We start from the raw sequence: 17,640 nt of genomic DNA on the forward strand, positions 1-17,640 counted from the left end.
GGACATCTCCCCCACGAGGGGGGAGATCGGATGTCGCGCCGGCTGTCGCCAATCTGCAACATTGCAAGGGAGAGCCGACGCCCGAACTGCCAATCTCCCCCCTCGTGGGGGAGATGTCCGGCAGGACAGAGGGGGCGCGACGGAGTGCCAACCTACCCCACCACCAACTTTCGCCGCATCGACCAAAGCCCCAATTTCAGGCATCTATAAACCGACAGCGCCTCACAGGGAGATGCGGCGCCGCCTGGGAGGATGCCATGAGCCAAACACCAGCGCACTTGCAGCCCTATGCCGATGCCGTTCAACGCTTTCGCATCGAGGATGAAGTCGCTCGGCTTCAGGGCGACCCCGCCACCGGCATCAATGCCTGCATCGAATGCTGCGATCGCCACGCCGGCCAAAACCGGCTGGCGTTGCGCGCGATCTCCGCCGACGGCGCGCTACGGGAATTCAGCTTCGACAAGCTTCGCGACATGTCGGCCCGCGTCGGCAATATGCTGAAGGAAGCAGGTGTCGGGCCTGGTGATGTCGTCGCCGGCATGCTGCCGCGCATTCCCGAACTGGTGGCGACCATTTTGGGCACCTGGCGCATCGGCGCTGTCTATCAGCCGCTATTCACCGCCTTCGGTCCAAAAGCCATCGACCACCGGCTGAAGACCAGCGGCGCTAAACTCGTCGTCACCAACATGGTCAATCGCGGCAAGCTCGACGCGGTGGAGGATTGCCCTCGCGTCGCGACCATCCTTGTCCCGGGCGAAGCCTTGCCGGCGGGCGACATCGATTTCCGCGCCGCGTTTGCCGCCGCCTCGCCCGACTGCCAGCCGGTGATGCGCAAGGGCGACGACCTGTTCATGATGATGTCGACCTCGGGCACGACGGGCCTGCCCAAGGGCGTGCCGGTGCCGCTTCGCGCCCTGCTGGCCTTCGGCGCCTATATGCGCGATGCCATCGGGCTGAGGCCCGACGACGTCTTCTGGAACATCGCCGATCCGGGCTGGGCCTATGGCCTCTACTATGCCATCACTGGCCCCTTGCTGCTCGGCATCGCCACGACCTTCAACGAGGGCGCCTTCACCGCCACAAGTACCTACGGCATCATCGAGCGCCTCGGCGTCACCAGCCTTGCCGGTTCGCCCACCGCCTTCCGCCTTCTGCTGGCCGAGGGCGCGGCGCCCGCCGCGCGCGTCAAGGGCCGGCTGCGCGTGGTGAGCAGCGCCGGCGAGCCGCTTAACCCGGAAGTGATCCGCTGGTTTGACGCTCATCTTGGCGTGCCGATCCATGACCATTACGGCCAGACCGAGAACGGCATGATGGTCAACAACCATCACGGCCTGTCGCACCTGGTGCGCCCGGGCTCGGCCGGCTTCGCCATGCCGGGCTACCGCATCGTCGTGCTCGACGAGATGGGCAACGAGCTTGGCCCCAACCAGCCCGGCATTCTCGCCGTCGACATCGCCAACTCGCCGCTGCGCTGGTTCGGCGGCTACCACCAGGCCGAAACGCCGGCCATAGCAGGCGGCTACTACCGCAGCGGCGACACGGTCGAGTTCGAGCCGGACGGTTCGATTAGCTTCATCGGCCGCGCCGACGACGTCATCACCTCTTCCGGCTATCGCATCGGGCCATTCGACGTCGAAAGCGCGCTGATCGAGCACCCGGCGGTCAACGAGGCAGCGGTGGTCGGCGTGCCACATCCGCAGCGCACCGAGATCGTCAAGGCCTTCGTCATCCTGGCGCCCGCCTGGCAAGGCAGCCCGGAACTGGCCGAAGAGCTGGCGCAGCATGTCCGCAAGCGGCTCTCGGCCCACGCCTATCCGCGCGAAATCGATTTCGTCACCGAGCTGCCGAAGACGCCGAGCGGCAAGATCCAGCGTTTCTTGCTGAGGAAGGCGGAGGTGGAGAAGCGCAAGGGGTGAGGCATGGTCCGCGAAGCGGACGGGACCGGCCAATGCATGCAATGCCTGGTTTCGACCTCCTGCCGCGCAATCGCCGCAAAGCTGCTCGATGGCTCCCAGCCTGTCGATTGCACAAGGGGTTATGTCATGCGGTTGATCTGGACCATGGTGTTCGCACTTGCCACCGGCGCGGCTTTCGCGGCCTCGCCGGAGGATGACTATATCGCCGCACGCGACAAGGCGATTTCCGCCATCGCGGCGCTGCAAAGCGCGAATGCACCCGTGGAAACGCTCGATGCCACAGGAACGAAGGCGCTGGCCGATCTCGAAGGGCGTCTTTCCGCCCTTCTCGGCCCCTTGGCGGTTGCGGATTTCCCGACGACCGGCAAGATCAATCTCGAAAGCCTGAGCGATTCCGATCTCGGATTCGGCATGCTCGACGGGTTGCGATACGCCAAAAGCGACGACGGCCCGAGCCTGGTGGCGACGACGCGGGGGCTTCTCGAGCGCTGGCTCCAGTCCAGGGCGGCCGAGCTAGACGACAGCTTCAAACTGCCCGCCGGCATCGATGCGGCGCTGAAGCTCGATTCCTTCTACACCCAGGCGATCAACAGCGACGCCGCGTTCACGGGCACGCTCGACTTTCCGCTGAAGAAGCCCGAAGGCGCCGACATCGCCTTTGCGCGCCTCGGCGGCTGGGCGCAGGACATAGGGCCGAATCCAGACCAGCAGGTCATCGTCACGCTCGTCAAGGGCAACAGCGTCATGATCGCCTCGGCGCCCGCGGCACCGCCTGTTCCGAAGATCGCGGCCTGCGACGCCTTGTGGGCCTCGGCGGACGCCGCCGCCCAGAAATTCCAGGAGGCCTACCAGGCCTCGGACCTCAAGGATGAAAAGGCGTATGAGGCCGGCAATGCCGCCTGGGAAAAAGGTGACGCCGACTATCGCGCCTGCATGGGTGAGCACCTGCCGGGCGAGCCGGTCTTCCCCGCACTTCTCAGCCAGGCGCAGGCTCTTGCCGATCACATGGCCGGCAAGTAGGCCTGCCCCGGCGGGTCGGCGCCGCGCCTCCTCAGCCACGGCCCGCCGCGTCAGCCATGGCCACCAAGGCGCTTTCGATGCTCTCGAAAGTCAGCTCCGGGTAGAGCGTACCGACTTCCGGGGTGGCCGTTTCAATCGCGGTCTCGCCGCGATCCAGAACGCCCGCAGCAATCTGAGGCCGGGAGCTGCCGCGACCCCGGCGCCTCCTGTCCGGTGCGCTCGACATATTCGGTATAGCCGTCGCCATAGGCGCGGTACGAAGGCAGTTCCGACTGGTGGGCTGAGGGCGCCTCGCAAGGTGCCGCCTCTACTGTGGCTTCGACCTACCCGACATCGAGGCACCGCAATTACAGCCGTCTTCATCACTATGAAGGGGGACGCGAACCGGCGGCCGTGAGATGGTGCCTGCAAGGCAAGCACGCCTTGCCCCGAGGACCCAGGCCGCAAAAAAAGCGGGCTGGTCAGGTCTGGTCGCCATGAGCAGTTTGATGCTCCAGACGCTTGAGTGGCATTTCCAGTTCGGCTGGCATCGCAGGACGCAGCCGCCGCCGTCGCGGCTGGCCGAAGATGTTCGGAGATCGAAATCGGAGGCTGCGATGAAGCGCCTCTATCTCATGCTTGGCTGTCTTCTGCTTGGTCTCTTGCCGGCCGGCAGTACTCTGGCAGCCGGCGCAGTCTTCCTCGGCGACGATGAGTCCTACGGTTGGTGCTCCGGCTACACAAGCAGGGAAGCCGCGCGCAAATGCGCGCTCGAGCAGTGCAAGGAAGCCGAAGGCGTCAATTGCCAGCTGGCCTTGGAATGCCAGGGGCGGATGGGGCGCGGTCGCCATCGGCGACAATGGCGGCTATGGCATAGCCTGTGAGGCCTCCACGGAGGTCAACGCGCGCATTCAGGCCCAGCTGGCATGCATCTTCGCGGTGAAAGGCATGTGCCACACACAAGCCACCTTCTCCGAGCGCAATCAGTCCATCAGCCAGGAGGATAACGCGCTGTTTGACCGCACGATTCTCGCGCAGGTCCTGCTGACCAGGCTGGGTTACTATAAGGGCAATATCGACGCCAACGCGGGATCGGACACAAAGAGCGCGCTGAGATCGTTTCAGAGCCAGGCGGGGTTGCCGGCTACCGGCGAACCCGACGAGAAATCGCTCGACCAACTGACGGCCAAGCTCGGCGGCGCCGGCGCGCTCGTGGCGGCCATCCTGGAGGGGAATCGCGATATCGATACTTCGGACTGGCACATGAAGACGGCGGCGCCGCGCGCCGAGGCCGCGCAGGCATCGACGTCGCAGAACATACCGACCTCCCCGCTCGATTCATTCGGCGTGAACGAGGAGGCCCTGAATGGAGCCCTGTCGCAGGGCGTCAGTAACATCAATGGCCAGACGGGCAATAATTTCAGTTTCCAGGGAACGTTCACCTGTGGCCGTCTGGCGGGCGACAGCAAGATCAGGTGCACGACGACGGTGACCGATCCGGCCAGTCCGGAGGCGGATGTCGTCGATCTCTACCATGTCGATGGATCGGACGTATTCGCCCAGATGGAGGCAATGGCCGACAAGAGCGCGCGCGAGGAAGGCGGCGCCGACCACCTCGACAGGAAGTCGCAGGTGACGTTCACGACCAAGGACGGAGAAAAACGGGTGGTCGATTTCGGTTGCGTGCAGCGCATCGGAGACCGGGTCTCGCACGGGATCTGCTATATCGAAGTCACGAAAAGCATCGGCCTGATGACGACCGTGGCGCCGCCGTCGCCAAATCCCGATCCGGGCGGCGTGAAAACCACGGATGAAGGAACAGCCGAAATGCAAAGAGCGTTCGGCCTGTTGGCAGGGATGTCGCTCGCCCTGCTCGACGTTCCGCTGAAGAAGTAGGGAACGAGAGGTTCTCCGTTACAAGGCCGCCCGAGCGACAGGTAGCCATTCCTACCTCCTGAGCTCCGGCGCTTCGTGCCCGGTCCGCTCGACATATCCGGTGTAGCCACCACCAAAGATGCGGATGGCTTCGGGCGTCAGTTCGAGCACGCCAATGGCGGCTATGGACAATATCCGCCCTGCCCGCTCAACTCCTTAGCCCCGGCGCCTCCTGCCCCGTCCGCTCGACATATTCGGTATAGCCGCCGCCATAGGTGTGGATGCCTTCGGGCGTCAGCTCCAGCACGCGGTTGGACAATGCTGCGAGAAAATGCCGGTCGTGCGAGACGAACAGCATGGTGCCTTCATATTGCGAGAGTGCGGTGATCAGCATTTCCTTGGTGGCGATGTCGAGATGGTTGGTTGGCTCGTCCAGCACCAAGAGGTTGGGCGGGTCGAACAGCATCAGCGCCATCACCAGCCGTGCCTTCTCGCCGCCTGACAGCACGCGGCATTTCTTCTCGATTTCGTCGCCGGAAAAGCCAAAGCAGCCGGCAAGCGCCCGAAGCGGCGCCTGGCCGGCCTGCGGGAACGCATCTTCCAGCGTCTGGAACACCGTGCGCTCGCCCTCCAGAAGCTCCATGGCGTGCTGGGCGAAATAGCCCATCTTGACGCTCGGACCGCGCGCCACCGTGCCGGTGTCGGGCTCGGAGGCGCCGGCGACCAGCTTCAGCAGTGTCGATTTGCCGGCGCCGTTGACGCCCATGATGCACCAGCGCTCGCGGCGGCGGACCTGGAAGTCGAGTCCCTCATAGATGCTGCGGCTGCCATAGCCCTTGTGGACGTTCTTCAGCGTCACGACATCCTCGCCGCAGCGCGGCGCCGGCTGGAAATCGAAGGAAACGGTCTGGCGGCGCTTGGGCGGCTCGACACGGTCGATCTTGTCGAGCTTCTTCACCCGGCTCTGCACCTGCGCGGCGTGCGAGGCGCGCGCCTTGAAGCGCTCGATGAAGGCGATCTCCTTGGCCAGCATCGCCTGCTGGCGTTCGAACTGCGCCTGCTGCTGCTTGTCGGCGATCGCCCGCTGCTGCTGGTAGAATTCGTAATTGCCGGAATAGGCGGTCAGCGAACCGGCGTCGATCTCGACCACCTTGTTGACGATGCGGTTCATGAACTCGCGGTCGTGCGAGGTCATCAGCAATGCGCCGTCATAATTCTTCAGGAAGGATTCCAGCCAGATCAGGCTTTCGAGGTCGAGATGGTTGCTCGGCTCGTCGAGCAGCATGGCATCGGGTCGCATCAACAGGATGCGGGCCAGCGCGACGCGCATCTTCCAGCCGCCGGACAGCTTGCCGACGTCGCCGTCCATCATCTCCTGGCTGAAGCCGAGGCCATCCAGCACCTCGCGGGCACGGCCGTCGAGCGCATAGCCGTCGAGTTCCTCGAACCGGTGCTGCGCCTCGCCATATTGCTCGATGATCTCGTCCATCCGGTCGGCCTGGTCGGGGTCGGCCATGGCAGCCTCGAGCGCGGCCATTTCAGCCGCCACGTCGCTGACCGGCCCGGCGCCGTTCATCACTTCGGCCACCGCGCTGTGGCCTTCCATGTCGCCGACATCCTGGCTGAAATAGCCGATGGTAACGCCGCGATCGACCTGCACCTGGCCCTCGTCAGGCTGTTCCTGCCCGGTGATCATGCGAAACAGCGTTGTCTTGCCGGCGCCGTTAGGCCCGACAAGGCCGACCTTCTCGCCCTTCTGCAGGGCGGCCGAGGCCTCGATGAAGACAAGCTGACGGCCGTTCTGCTTGCTGATGCTTTCCAGTCTGATCATACGGTTTCCGGGGGCTTGGAGCTTGGAAGGATTTCCCCGGGGCCATACGCGATGGCGAGCGCCAGAGGAAGAGGCGCAAGCGCCGCAGAGCCCTCACCCTCCCCACAAGAGGGAGCGTGAGGGCCCAAGACACAATCCGGAAACAAGATTCAACACTCCGGAAAAACTGGCGAAAAGATCGACTGTCATAAGCATCCCTGCGGCGGCCGGAAAATGGTCGCGGCACAACGCAAACGGGATGGTTAGCGGCAATGCAACGAGGTTCGAACGGATGGATGGGTGCCCTGCTCGGCATGTCGCTCGCCGGGTGACACCGGACGATCAAGCCCAGTGACATCAGATCCTTGAAACCAGTTTTTGAAACCCAGACTTTCGACAACCAGACTTCAACACAAGGAATGCCACCCATGAACAAGACCTTCCTCTCCGCTCTCGGCCTGGCCGTCGCACTCGCCTTCACCATGCCGGTTCTCGGCACCACCGCCGCCAATGCAGCCGCCACCACCACGGCCGCCGCCCCGGCGGCAGCCACCGCCGTCAGCAAGCCGGTCCAGGCGGCCGCGCACAAGCACGTCAGGAAGCATGTCAAGAAGCACCGCAAGCATGTGAAGAAGCACGCCCACAAGCACACGGGCAAGAAGCACGGCAACAAGCACGCCAAGGCTTATTGATCGCCCGCTCTTCCTGACCTCCTCCCGGGAAAGGCCGCCACTCGCAAAAGCGAGGGCGGCCTTTTCTTGCACGCGTTTCCGGCAAAGCGCGTGCCGCGGATTCCCGTTCGGAATTCAGCAAAAACAGACGCTTACAGCACCTCCGCGATTCAGGTGCACTTCAAGCAACGTGGAGCGCCGCCGAACCTGAGGTCCGCTCATGTCGCTGTCGAACCGCGGTACCGGATCGAAGCGCCTGGCCTGCGACAACGGCCCGACTATCCACTGTCACCACGGCAGCCTTTTGCCGTCGCGGAAGAAGCCGCCGGTCGGGCCACCGTCCGGCAATGTCGCGGCCCAGACGATACCCGCCGCCCCTTGCGCGACCGGGCGGCCGCCCGCCCCGCCCATGTCGGTGGCGACCCAGCCCGGGCAGACGGCGTTGACCAGCACGCCGGCGCCGCGCAGTTCGGCCGCTAGGATGCAGGTCAGTGCATTGAGGGTCGCCTTCGATGTCGAATAGGCCGGCGCTCCCGCTCCCATCGAGGCCAGCGAACCGCCTTCGGACGACACGTTGACCAGCCTGCCATGGCCGCCAGCCTTGAGCAGCGGCGCAAAGGCGGACGCCGCCCGCCAGGCGCCGAAGACATTGGTCTCGAACGCTTCGCGGATCACAGTCCAATCGGGCAGAAGCGCCCGCGAACCACTGTCGTAGTGGATCGCGGCGTTGTTGATCAGCACGTCGAGACGGCCAAACCGACGCTCGACCTCCGCAGCCGCCAATGCCGCCGCATCGGGCGCCGCGACGTCGAACGCGATAGCCTCGACATGGCCATCGAGCCCCCTTGCCGCCGCCTCGCCCTTGGCAAGATCGCGCACGCCAAGCAGCACGGTGAAGCCGAGTTTCGCAAGCTGGCGCGCGGTTTCCAATCCGATACCGCGATTGGCGCCGGTAACAAGGGCGGCCTTGCTGGAATGGGTGTTCATGTTCGGCTCCTGGAGTCGATTGCTTTGGGAGAAAGATGGCACGATCGGAATTGATTTTTTAGGTGGTGGGGATCGCAGTCATCATGCGATGGCGTGCATGAAATCAGGGGCTATTTGTGCGACGCCGCGTTCCGTCGCGCGCCCTCTGCCCTGCCCTAACGCAGGAATCGGGTGGTGGCCGGGCGGGGCCACATGCAAGGCTACCCCATCGCGCCAGAAGGATTGCCATGCTCACGCTTCATGATTATCTGCCGTCGCAGAATGGCTGGAAGGTCCGGGTTCTGCTCGGGCTGCTCAAGATTCCGTATGACAGCCGCACCGTCTCGATTTTCGAGGGCGAGAGCCACACCGATGGCTTCCTTCAGCTCAATCCGGCCGGTGCCGTCCCCGTGCTCCAGCTTGAAGACGGAAGCGCCATCGCCGAGTCCAATGCGATCCTCACCTACCTCGCTGAAGGCACGTCTTTTCTGCCTGCGGACCGCTATATGCGCAGCAAGGTCATGCAATGGCTGTTCTTCGAACAATACAATGTCGAGCCGGTCATCGGCTCGCTGCGCTTCTGGACCTTGACCGGACGGCTCGAGCGCAACCAGGGCATGGTTGCGGGCAAGCGCGAAGCTGGAGCCCGTACATTGGCCGCGATCAACCGCAGCCTCGCGGACACGCCGTTTCTCGTCGGAGAAGACCTCACGATCGCCGATATCGCTGTCCATGCCTACAGCCATCGCGCCGGGGATTGCGGCTTCCTTCTGACGGACTATCCGGCGCTCATGGCGTGGACTGGCCGCGTGCGCGACGCCATCGGTCCTGGCTATCCGGTGCATCCCTACAGCATCGACCCGCATTCCGGCGCATGAAGAGCCACGTCTTGCCTTGCCGACGATCGTCCCTTGCCGATGATTGTCTCGCCGCGCTTCAGCATCGCGGCGGGCGTTGCGTGCGCCGGAACCGAGACCTGTCTGTTTACAGCGTAGTGGAATAGGGATATTAAATATCCTTAATAAAGCTCGATCAGTATCGACCCCGGAATCAATTGATGATCCTGAAAAGCCAAGTCGAATGGGCGCTGCACTGCTGCGCCATTCTCGCAGGCCTGCCTGAGGGGCGTTATCTCTCCACAAAAGCGCTTGCCGAGTTCCACGGCCTTCCCAAGGAGTATCTTTCCAAAGCACTGCAAAGCCTGTCGCAGGCAGGTCTCGTCAATACGACACTGGGTCCGTCAGGTGGATATCGATTGGCGCGGACACCAGCCGAACTGACCTTCCTGGATATCGTCGAAGCGGTCGAGGGCAAGGCGCGAACGTTTGTCTGTAACAATATCCGCGCAAACAACCCGTGTCGTCCGCAGGGCTATTGCGAAAGCAGCCCTTGCGCTGTGTCGCGCATCATGTGGGAAGCCGACGAGGCCTGGCGTGCGAAATTGCGCAGCGTCAGGCTTTCCGAGCTCACCGAAGCGCTGGCGCAAGAAATTCCGGCGGACCTTTGGAAGAACAGTTTCGAATGGGTGCTGGAGCGCGCCGGATGAACGTAAGCGGTGGAGACGACCGACCGGTTTCTCATCGCGGACAGAAGCCCGCATGATCGGGGTTCACAGGCACGGGCCGGACGCCAGAGGGGCGCCCGGCAATTTCGGCCTACTTCTTGACCGGATAGGTTAGTTCTTTCTGAGCGGTATCGACCACGAAGACCGCCAGCAGCTTCGCGGGCTTCGTCTCGCTGCCGTTCTCGCTTACGCTGTGGCGATCGCCCGGCAGCTCCGAAAAGCTCTCGCCGGCCTTGTAGACCTTGACCGGGCCGTCATTGACCTGGCTGCGGATGGAGCCTTCCAGAACCGTTGCATAGATGAAGGCGGAGGTCGGATGGGTGTGCGCTTCCGAGTGACCGCCGGGACGATATTCGACCAGAATGCCCTTGATGCTCTTGCCGGGGACATTGGGCAGTTCATGCTCATAGACGAGCGTAACTTTGGCGGCCTTCTCGCCTGCGTCCTCGGCCGCGACCGGGCCTGCCAAGGCTGCCGTCACGACGAGGGCGGCGACGATTGACTTGATCATTTCGAAACTCCTTTTATGCGTTGAGCGGAACGCTGCGCCCGAAGCTGCGGCGCATCGTGATGGTCATTTCCGCGCCGAGGTCGCGAACCACTGCTCGAAGGTGATGCGGCCGAGACGGGGATTGTTGTCGGACACGAGCGACGTGTCGTTCAGCCTCGCACCGAAGTAGCGCGCCTCCGGATCAGCCACGACCCTGCGAGGATCCCCGGCAGCCTTGAGATAGCGGGCGACCAGCTCGTTCATTCGCACACGCTCCGGGCCGGAAATCTCGATCATGCCGTTGATCGGCGCGGCGAGCGCGACACCGGCCATGACGTCGGCGACGTCGTCGGACGCGATGGGCTGCACATAGGCCGGCGACAGATGCACCGCGTCGCCGACCGTGCCGGATTTGGCGATGCCTCCCAGGAACTCCATGAACTGCGTGGAATGCACGATGGTGTAGGGAATGCCGGAGGCCTTGATCAGCTTTTCCTGGGCGAGCTTGGCGCGGAAATAACCGCAGTCCTGCAGGCGTTCGGTTCCGACAACCGAGAGTGCGATATGGTGCCTGACGCCAGCAACCTTGTCCGCCGCGAGCAGGTTGTGGCCCGATGTCTCGAAGAATTCCATCGCGGCCTTGTCCTCGGAGGAGGGTGAGTTGGCGAGGTCGATCACGACCTCGGCGCCAGCGAGCGCTTCCCCGAGGCCTTCGCCGGTGATGGTGTTGACACCGGTATCAGGCGAGGCGGCGATCACCTCACACCCCTGCTTGCGCAGGCGTTCGACCGTCTTGGAACCGACAAGGCCGGTGCCTCCGATGATGACGATTTTCATAAGACTGCTCCGTTGGCGGCCGCGCCGTCGCGCCGCATCGATTGATGGGTTTGCCCTGGGAAGGGGTTAATTCAGGCCAGCCTTGTCGAGGCCGTAGAGTTTATCTGCAGAGCCGGGCACGGTCTTGAAGGCGATGTTGGCGCGGTTCCAGGCGTTGATGGCCATGATCGAGAAGGTCAGGTCGGAAATTTCCTTTTCCGAAAGCTGCCCGCGCACACGCTCATAGAGCTCGTCTGGAATACCGCCTTCGGGGAGCTTCGTGACGGCTTCGGTCCAGGCCAGGGCGGCGCGCTCGCGGGGGATGAAAAGGTTCGATTCCCGCCAGATGGCGACATGGTAGAGCCGCAGCTCGGTCTCGCCGTGGATCTTTGCTTCCTTGACATGCATGTCGAGGCAGAAGGCGCAGCCATTGATCTGCGACGCCCGGATGTGGACGAGATCGCGAATCTTCTCTTCGATAGCGCCGTGTGCCTCGGCCATGCTGAGGTCGACAAACTTCTTGAACAGCTCAGGCGATTGTTGGGCGAGGTTCGGGCGTTGTGTCATTGCTCTCTCCTTAATTGAGGATATTTGATATCCTTAAGGATAGATGTTATCCATAATTTCTGGACAGTAAAGCGCCTCCCGCCTGGGATGCGGACATAAGGCATATGTCGAAAAGTATGAGGGTGAGGGATGGACATCGTATCGGCACTACGAACGTTCCTGCGGGTGGCGGAGACAAGGTCCTTCTCAGCGGCCGCGATCGACCTCAATCTGACGCAGCCGGCCGTATCCCGGCAGGTCTCTGCGCTGGAAGCGCATCTGAACACGCGCCTTCTGCATCGCACGACGAGCGCGCTTGCCTTGACGGCCGAGGGTGAACAGATGCTCCCGATGGCGCTGCGCGTCATAGAAGCGGTCGAAACGCTCGGCGAAGCCAGCTGTGCCGAAGGAGCATCCGCATCTGGAAAAGTAAGGCTTAGCCTGCCCGCGCCGCTCGGACTCTACATGAGCGACCGCCTCGCAAGGTTGCTGGAGAGCCACCCGTCGCTTGTTGTCGAACTGATCTTTCGAGAGGAACCCTCAGATCTGGTCGCGGACGCAATCGATCTCGAGGTACGCCTCGGGCCGGTCGGCGACAGCAGCCTGATGTGCCGCCGGATCGGCTGGACGACCGCCTTTCTCGTCGCCTCGCCCTGCTATCGCAAGGGACGGAATACACCGCGGGCGCCGCAAGACATCAGTGGTCACCGCTGCATTTGTTATAGCCGTGCCGGCGACGGCCGGACATGGTCTTTCTCCAACGGAGCGGATGAAGTGGTTCTACCGATTGAGCCTCGCCTGGTCGCCAACAATTCAATGGCCGTCCATCGGGCAACGCTGGCTGGAGGAGGACTTGCAGTGCTCTCCCATATTCTGGCCGGGCCTGACATCGAAGCAGGGAGGCTGGTTAAGGTGATGCCGGATTTTCCGCCGACGCGCCTGCCGATCAACGTCGTCTATCCATCCCGCCGGAACATACCGTTGCGTGTGACAACGGTCCTCGACTTTCTTGTCCAGGCCGTCCGCGACGACGCTTTGATGGCGTCATCCGCGCCTTGATCGACTGCATGATCACCTGAAGCCTGCGTCCGATCCAGTCCTGCGGAATCGACCCGCATTCCGGCGCCTGAAGGCCTACTTCTTGCTCTGCGGATAGATCGTCTCGCCGCGCTTCAGCATCGCGACGAACGTCTCGATCTTCTTCGTGCGGCCAGCCTCGGTCTTCATGTTGTGGGTGCGAAAGGCGAGCGCGAAACGGTTCTGTGCGCTGAGCTTTGCCAGCATTTCTTTCGCCGCCGGTTCGGCGTCGATCGCCGCCTGCAGATCATCGGGGATTTTCATCTCCTTGCTGCTGCCATAGGCGCGCGCCCAGCGGCCGTCGGCCTTGGCCGCCTCGACCTGTTTGAGCCCATGTTCGGTCATGCGGCCCTCCTCGACCAGCCGCGCGACATTGTCGATGTTGATCAGGCTCCAGATGCTCTTCTTGCCGCGTGGCGTGTAGCGTTGCAAAAAACTCTTGTCGTCCAGCCCCTTGCGCACCGCATCGATCCAGCCGAAGCACAACACCACGTCGATGGCCTCCTTCGGCGTGATCGACTTGAGCCCCGAGCCGACCTTGTGGACCTTGATCCAGACTTCGGTTTCCGTGGCGTGGTGCTGGCCGAGCCAGGCGCGGAAGCTGGCCGGATCCGGGAACTCCCTGACCTTGTCGGGATCGACCTTGACCGGCGCCATCAGCCGGCCTGCCCGTTCAGTGCTCTTATTGCTTGCGTCACCCTGTCCCCCGCTTTCACTGTCGCCTCCGGCATCTTGCCCACCAATGTCGTGATTGGCCAGCATCGTCGCATGGATCCCTGTCAATTTCCGGCAGCAGCAGAGCTTGCCGGCGGATGACGACTGAACGCCCCACCTATCGCCGCGTCGCAGTGCCATCGACTGGGCGATAGCCTTTTCGGCGAAGATGGAATCAACCGATACCCCCTTGTCCAACATGTTCTCTACTGGCCGGTGAGCAAAAAGCCCCGCCCGATCTTGGTGCGAACCGCAGCACCAGGCACAAGCCGGTTTCGATCGAAAGCCAGACCATCGCCTTCAAGGACTGGAACCCGGGCACCGCCTGCATCGCTTGTGGCGAGTGAGCCGCACCCCCTTCCCTCCGCCGGCGTCAGGCCGGCGGCGGTGCTGCCGGCGTCAGCCCATGGCGGCGCATGATGTCCATCATTTTGGCCTTGTCCGGCGGACCGCCGGCGGCGGCGTTGAACACCGCGAAAGCCTCACGGAAATAGTCCGGACCAATCGCCGCCGGCGTGATGACGCACAGCGCCTTCGCATCCCTGGCACCATTGTTGTCGAACCGATGGACGGCGCCGCGTGGAATGCACAGCGCCTCCCCCGGTCCGACCTCGATTGCCTTGCCGTCGACGGTCCAGGTCAACACACCGTCGACGCCGTAGATCGTCTCTTCGTAGTGATCGTGGCTGTGCGCCGGCGCCGGCAGCCGCTGCGCGCCGGGCACCATCAGTTCGAAGGCGGCGACGCTGCCGTTCGAGCTGTCGCCCGACACCAGGAAGCGAACCGACAGCCCCTTGGTACCGATGGTTTCGTTGGCTGGATTGACCTGAATATCCAAGGCTGGCATTGCGCAAACTCCCCGGGTAAATTACATTTACCGCCAATAAGTAAACTCAATTTACCGGATCGTCAGTGGCCACATCCACGGAAGTTCTGCGGACCAGGACCGAGGATCTGCTGATCGGCGCCCTGCTGCGTGTGCCGGCGCAGGCGATCCAGCGCCGGTTGATCAAGGAACTCAACGCCGCCGGTTTCGACGAATTGCGCCTGCCGCACATGGCGGTGCTGCAGTTTCCCGGACCGGACGGCGTGCGCCCGGGCACCATCGCCGAGCGCGCCGGCATGAGCAAACAGGCCATCAACCAGCTGCTCAGCAGTCTCGAAGGTTACGGCTATCTCGTCCGCTCCGACATTCCGGGCGAAGGCAGCGCCCGTGTAGTGCGATCCACCGAACGTGGGCATGCCGCCTTCTGGAAAATGGTCGACATCCTGCGCGACATCGAGGAGGAGTGGCGTGCCGAGCTCGGAGCGGAACGCTTTGCCCAGCTGAAAGCGCTGTTGTTTGTCGTCTGGGACAGCCCGCTGGCGCGGTGAGCCACCAGCCGAGCTTGCATGGCCGAGCTTCCATTCCGCACAGGACTGAGAACCATCGGCATTTCCGAAAGCGCCATCGGTTTCTTCCGTTTTCCCTTGCCGCACCGAACTGCCAATCCCCTGCCCTTGTCCATGCAAACAAAGGCAGAGCGAAATGAGCATTTCAAACCAGAAAATCCTGATCGTCGGCGGCGGTTCGGGCATGGGTCTGGCGCTGGCGCGGCGATGCGTCGAGGCCGGTGCCGAAATCATCATCGCCGGGCGTGACGAGGACCGGCTGCGGCAGGCGTGCGAGACGCTGGGCAACCCCGTCGGCCTGGCGGTGGCCGCCGTCGACATCACGCGGGAGGACCAGGTGGTTGAGCTTTTCGCACGGATCGGCGATCTCGACCACATCGTTAGCACCGCCGCCGACATCGAAGGCGCTTACCGGCTGTTGCCGGAGCTTGACCTGAAGGCGGCGCAAAGGGTGGTGGAGAGCAAGCTCTACGGCCCGCTGCTGCTCGCCAAGCATGGCGCACCACGGCTTGGCGGCACCGGGTCGATGACTTTCGTCTCCGGCATCGCCGCCTATCGGCCGGCGGCCCGCGGCTCCGTCGTTGCCGCCGTTAATGCGGCGCTCGAAGGGCTGGTGCGGGCGCTCGCCGTGGAGCTCGCGCCAATCCGCGTCAACGCCGTGTCACCCGGCTGGGTCGACACCACGATCTGGGCGCAGGTTGCCGGCGACAGAAAAGCCGAGACGCTCGCCGCGATGGCCGAACGGCTGCCGGTCGGCAGGATCGGCCAAGCCGAAGATATCGCCGACGCCATTGTCTTCCTGATCGGCAACGGTTTTACCACGGGAACGACACTGCATGTCGAGGGCGGACACCGCCTTGTCTAGGATGACCCGGTGTCAGGAATTGCTTTTAAAGCAAGGCCTTGGAGTGGTTCGCCGATTCAGACTCTGAACTGGTTTGAGAGCGCCCCGAAGCAGGCGCCAGCGTGTCACGCGCGGCAGCAAGAAGCCGCCTGAGCGCCGGCGGCTGAACGCGGCGGCGTCGCCAGATCATCGCCAGCGGTGCCGTCCGCATCTGGCCGGGCCATGGCAGTTCAACGAGGTCGCCCCGCGCGAGCGCGTCGCTGACGGCAAGGCGCGGAACGAGGCCCAGCCCCGCGCCGGCCGCGACCAGCCGCGCGATGGTGCCGATGCTGCCGACCTCGGCGGCAAGCTTGGGCGCGGCGACGCCCGCCTCGGCAAAGGCGGTGTCGAACATATGCCGGTAGATGCATCCGGGCTCCGTTGCCACGAAGCGCAGTGTGGCAAGCGCGGCGAGGTCTGATAGTACCAGCCCCTGCCCCGGAGCCCCGACAAGCACCAGCGGCTCGGACCCTATTGTGCGCCTGGCGAGACGATCATCGGCGTCGCCCCTGGTCATGTCACGACGGTCGAAGCAGAATGCGACGTCGATGTCGCCATCCTCCAGCAGGTGCCGCAGCGCACCGCTATCTGCCACCTTCATCCGCACGGTGATGTCGGGATGGCGGGTCTGAAACCCCGGCAGCCAGGGCGCCAGCCTGCCCGAGGCAATCGTCTCCAGCGCACCGATGGTCAGCGACCCGTTCGCCTGCGCGGCAGCCGCCTGCACGGCCGCGCGCGCCTCGCCGTCGAGCCGCAACAGGTCTTCGGCGATGGGCTTCAGCGCCAGTCCCGCCTGCGTCAGGTCGAGACCCGTTTTCGAGCGCGTGAACAGGGCAGCTCCCAGCTCGGCCTCAAGCGACTAGATCTGGTCGCTGACACTGGATTGCGCGAGATGAACCGCCTCGGCGGCGCGTGTGATGTTGCGGCTCCGCGCTACCGCGAGGAAGGTCTTGAGCAGTCTGGGATGCAACGAAATGTCCTGGTGGATGCGCCTACTGCAGCTGCGGCTTTTTCAGGAAACTGCCACGGTCGGCCGATTTGACGCGCAGCCAGGTCTCGCGGCCGTCGCGCACCACCCGCATCGGGATCTCGGCGCCGGCCGAGCCGCTGTCCCACAGCTTGCGATAGAAATCGGCGAGCCCGTCGACCGCGCCGTCGCGGACCTCGGAGATGACATCGCCCTGGCGCAGGCCTGCCTTGGCCGCCGGGCCACCTTCGGTCACACTCATCACCACCACCTTGCCGTCGCTTTCGGCCGACAAGGCGCCGAGCCACGGGCGCGGCGGCCTGGCCACCTGACCACGCGTCAAAAGATCGTCGAGAATCGGCGGCAGCAGATCGATCGGCACCACCATGTTGATATCGGCGACTTCGCCGTTGCGGCTCATCTGCAGGCGCAGCGAGCCGATACCAAGCAGCGCGCCATCGGTGCCGAACAGCCCAGCACCGCCCCAGGACGGGTGCGCGGGCGCTATGAAGATCGCCTCGTCGAGCAGATACTCCCAGTAGCCGGCGAATTCCTGCTTGGTGACGATCTTGGCCTGCACCGACTGGCCGATGCCGTCGGCAAGCACGACGGCGTCGCCGACCCTGGCCTTGCCGGCATCGCCCAGCGCCACGGCCGGCAGGCCGAGCGGGGCCAGCGCCTGCACCAGGCCGAAGCCCGATTCCTGGTCATAAGCCAGCGCGTGCGCGGGGATGACGCGGCCGTCATGGCTGGTCAGCCAGACTTCCTCCGCCTCGGTAATGAGATAGCCGATGGTCAGCACCAGCCCGTCGTCGCGGATGACGACGCCGCTGCCTTCCCTGAGCGTGCCCAGCGCGCCAGCGGTGAAGGCATCCTCGGGAACGGTGGCCCGCACGGCAACGACCGAGCGCGGATTGGGATTGATGGTCATGCTGTCATTCCTGGTCGGGTGAT

At 63.9% G+C, this 17,640-nt stretch carries 18 protein-coding genes and 1 pseudogene; 10 read left to right on the forward strand and 9 right to left on the reverse strand.

Annotated features, from left to right (window positions below; translation table 11 throughout):
* Window positions 1-257 precede the first annotated feature (257 nt).
* The 4 genes from BPNPMPFG_RS10130 to BPNPMPFG_RS10145 all read left to right on the forward strand — a co-directional run bounded on the left by BPNPMPFG_RS10130 (window position 258) and on the right by BPNPMPFG_RS10145 (window position 4,811).
* Entirely contained in the window at window positions 258-1,916 is a 1,659-nt protein-coding gene (locus tag BPNPMPFG_RS10130; RefSeq protein ID WP_258595132.1) for an acyl-CoA synthetase, read from the forward strand.
* Window positions 1,917-1,919: 3 nt separating this feature from the next.
* A complete protein-coding gene (locus tag BPNPMPFG_RS10135; protein WP_258595133.1) occupies window positions 1,920-2,936 on the forward strand; it encodes a hypothetical protein in 1,017 nt (338 codons plus the stop codon).
* A gap of 488 nt (window positions 2,937-3,424) precedes the next feature.
* Window positions 3,425-3,799, forward strand: a complete 375-nt coding sequence (locus tag BPNPMPFG_RS10140) for a DUF4189 domain-containing protein (RefSeq protein ID WP_258595134.1) — start codon at window positions 3,425-3,427, stop codon at window positions 3,797-3,799.
* A gap of 64 nt (window positions 3,800-3,863) precedes the next feature.
* A complete protein-coding gene (locus BPNPMPFG_RS10145; RefSeq protein ID WP_258595136.1) occupies window positions 3,864-4,811 on the forward strand; it encodes a peptidoglycan-binding domain-containing protein in 948 nt (315 codons plus the stop codon).
* Window positions 4,812-4,998: 187 nt separating this feature from the next.
* Here BPNPMPFG_RS10145 and BPNPMPFG_RS10150 read toward each other — a convergent pair whose 3' ends face one another.
* Window positions 4,999-6,621 (reverse strand): ABC-F family ATP-binding cassette domain-containing protein, encoded by a 1,623-nt coding sequence (locus BPNPMPFG_RS10150; RefSeq protein ID WP_258595137.1) that lies wholly within the window; start codon window positions 6,619-6,621, stop codon window positions 4,999-5,001.
* A gap of 407 nt (window positions 6,622-7,028) precedes the next feature.
* Here BPNPMPFG_RS10150 and BPNPMPFG_RS10155 point away from each other — a divergent pair, with 407 nt between their 5' ends.
* Window positions 7,029-7,292, forward strand: coding sequence for a hypothetical protein (locus BPNPMPFG_RS10155; RefSeq protein ID WP_258595139.1), 264 nt, complete (start codon window positions 7,029-7,031; stop codon window positions 7,290-7,292).
* A 267-nt stretch (window positions 7,293-7,559) separates the two neighbouring features.
* On the opposite strand, the gene BPNPMPFG_RS10160 is transcribed toward BPNPMPFG_RS10155, so the two are convergent.
* Window positions 7,560-8,258 (reverse strand): SDR family NAD(P)-dependent oxidoreductase, encoded by a 699-nt coding sequence (locus BPNPMPFG_RS10160; RefSeq protein WP_258595141.1) that lies wholly within the window; start codon window positions 8,256-8,258, stop codon window positions 7,560-7,562.
* A gap of 227 nt (window positions 8,259-8,485) precedes the next feature.
* Between BPNPMPFG_RS10160 and BPNPMPFG_RS10165 the strand changes: the two genes are divergently transcribed.
* Both BPNPMPFG_RS10165 and BPNPMPFG_RS10170 read left to right on the forward strand, forming a co-directional pair.
* Window positions 8,486-9,115 carry a glutathione S-transferase family protein gene (locus BPNPMPFG_RS10165; protein ID WP_258595142.1) on the forward strand — a complete coding sequence of 210 codons (630 nt, stop codon included), beginning with the start codon at window positions 8,486-8,488 and terminating at the stop codon, window positions 9,113-9,115.
* A gap of 179 nt (window positions 9,116-9,294) precedes the next feature.
* Window positions 9,295-9,783, forward strand: a complete 489-nt coding sequence (locus BPNPMPFG_RS10170; protein WP_258595144.1) for an RrF2 family transcriptional regulator — start codon at window positions 9,295-9,297, stop codon at window positions 9,781-9,783.
* A gap of 109 nt (window positions 9,784-9,892) precedes the next feature.
* Here BPNPMPFG_RS10170 and BPNPMPFG_RS10175 read toward each other — a convergent pair whose 3' ends face one another.
* From BPNPMPFG_RS10175 to BPNPMPFG_RS10185, 3 genes are all read right to left on the reverse strand, one after another.
* Window positions 9,893-10,312: a cupin domain-containing protein gene (locus BPNPMPFG_RS10175; protein WP_258595146.1), complete on the reverse strand. Its 420-nt coding sequence runs from the start codon at window positions 10,310-10,312 to the stop codon at window positions 9,893-9,895.
* A gap of 63 nt (window positions 10,313-10,375) precedes the next feature.
* Window positions 10,376-11,128, reverse strand: a complete 753-nt coding sequence (locus BPNPMPFG_RS10180) for an SDR family oxidoreductase (RefSeq protein WP_258595147.1) — start codon at window positions 11,126-11,128, stop codon at window positions 10,376-10,378.
* Between the two features lie 66 nt (window positions 11,129-11,194).
* Window positions 11,195-11,674 (reverse strand): carboxymuconolactone decarboxylase family protein, encoded by a 480-nt coding sequence (locus tag BPNPMPFG_RS10185; protein ID WP_258595148.1) that lies wholly within the window; start codon window positions 11,672-11,674, stop codon window positions 11,195-11,197.
* A gap of 129 nt (window positions 11,675-11,803) precedes the next feature.
* Here BPNPMPFG_RS10185 and BPNPMPFG_RS10190 point away from each other — a divergent pair, with 129 nt between their 5' ends.
* The gene (locus BPNPMPFG_RS10190) at window positions 11,804-12,712 is read left to right on the forward strand and encodes a LysR family transcriptional regulator (protein WP_258595149.1); all 909 of its coding nucleotides are present in this window, start codon (window positions 11,804-11,806) and stop codon (window positions 12,710-12,712) included.
* 75 nt (window positions 12,713-12,787) lie between these two features.
* Here the strand turns inward: BPNPMPFG_RS10190 and BPNPMPFG_RS10195 are convergent, their stop codons facing one another.
* Both BPNPMPFG_RS10195 and BPNPMPFG_RS10200 read right to left on the reverse strand, forming a co-directional pair.
* Window positions 12,788-13,387 carry a YdeI/OmpD-associated family protein gene (locus tag BPNPMPFG_RS10195; protein ID WP_258595151.1) on the reverse strand — a complete coding sequence of 200 codons (600 nt, stop codon included), beginning with the start codon at window positions 13,385-13,387 and terminating at the stop codon, window positions 12,788-12,790.
* Between the two features lie 430 nt (window positions 13,388-13,817).
* Window positions 13,818-14,291, reverse strand: coding sequence for a cupin domain-containing protein (locus BPNPMPFG_RS10200; RefSeq protein ID WP_258595153.1), 474 nt, complete (start codon window positions 14,289-14,291; stop codon window positions 13,818-13,820).
* Window positions 14,292-14,356: 65 nt separating this feature from the next.
* On the opposite strand from BPNPMPFG_RS10200, the gene BPNPMPFG_RS10205 reads away from it, so the two are divergent.
* Both BPNPMPFG_RS10205 and BPNPMPFG_RS10210 read left to right on the forward strand, forming a co-directional pair.
* Window positions 14,357-14,818 (forward strand): MarR family winged helix-turn-helix transcriptional regulator, encoded by a 462-nt coding sequence (locus tag BPNPMPFG_RS10205; protein WP_258595155.1) that lies wholly within the window; start codon window positions 14,357-14,359, stop codon window positions 14,816-14,818.
* 154 nt (window positions 14,819-14,972) lie between these two features.
* On the forward strand, window positions 14,973-15,701 hold the full coding sequence (locus tag BPNPMPFG_RS10210; RefSeq protein WP_258595156.1) for an SDR family oxidoreductase: 729 nt from the start codon (window positions 14,973-14,975) through the stop codon (window positions 15,699-15,701).
* A 25-nt stretch (window positions 15,702-15,726) separates the two neighbouring features.
* Here the strand turns inward: BPNPMPFG_RS10210 and BPNPMPFG_RS10215 are convergent.
* Both BPNPMPFG_RS10215 and BPNPMPFG_RS10225 read right to left on the reverse strand, forming a co-directional pair.
* Window positions 15,727-16,689: pseudogene (locus tag BPNPMPFG_RS10215) on the reverse strand (LysR family transcriptional regulator).
* A gap of 22 nt (window positions 16,690-16,711) precedes the next feature.
* The gene (locus BPNPMPFG_RS10225; protein WP_258595160.1) at window positions 16,712-17,617 is read right to left on the reverse strand and encodes a S1C family serine protease; all 906 of its coding nucleotides are present in this window, start codon (window positions 17,615-17,617) and stop codon (window positions 16,712-16,714) included.
* Between the last annotated feature and the right edge of the window lie 23 nt (window positions 17,618-17,640).

It is taken from the genome of Mesorhizobium sp. AR07, assembly GCF_024746815.1.
Lineage (GTDB): Bacteria > Pseudomonadota > Alphaproteobacteria > Rhizobiales > Rhizobiaceae > Mesorhizobium.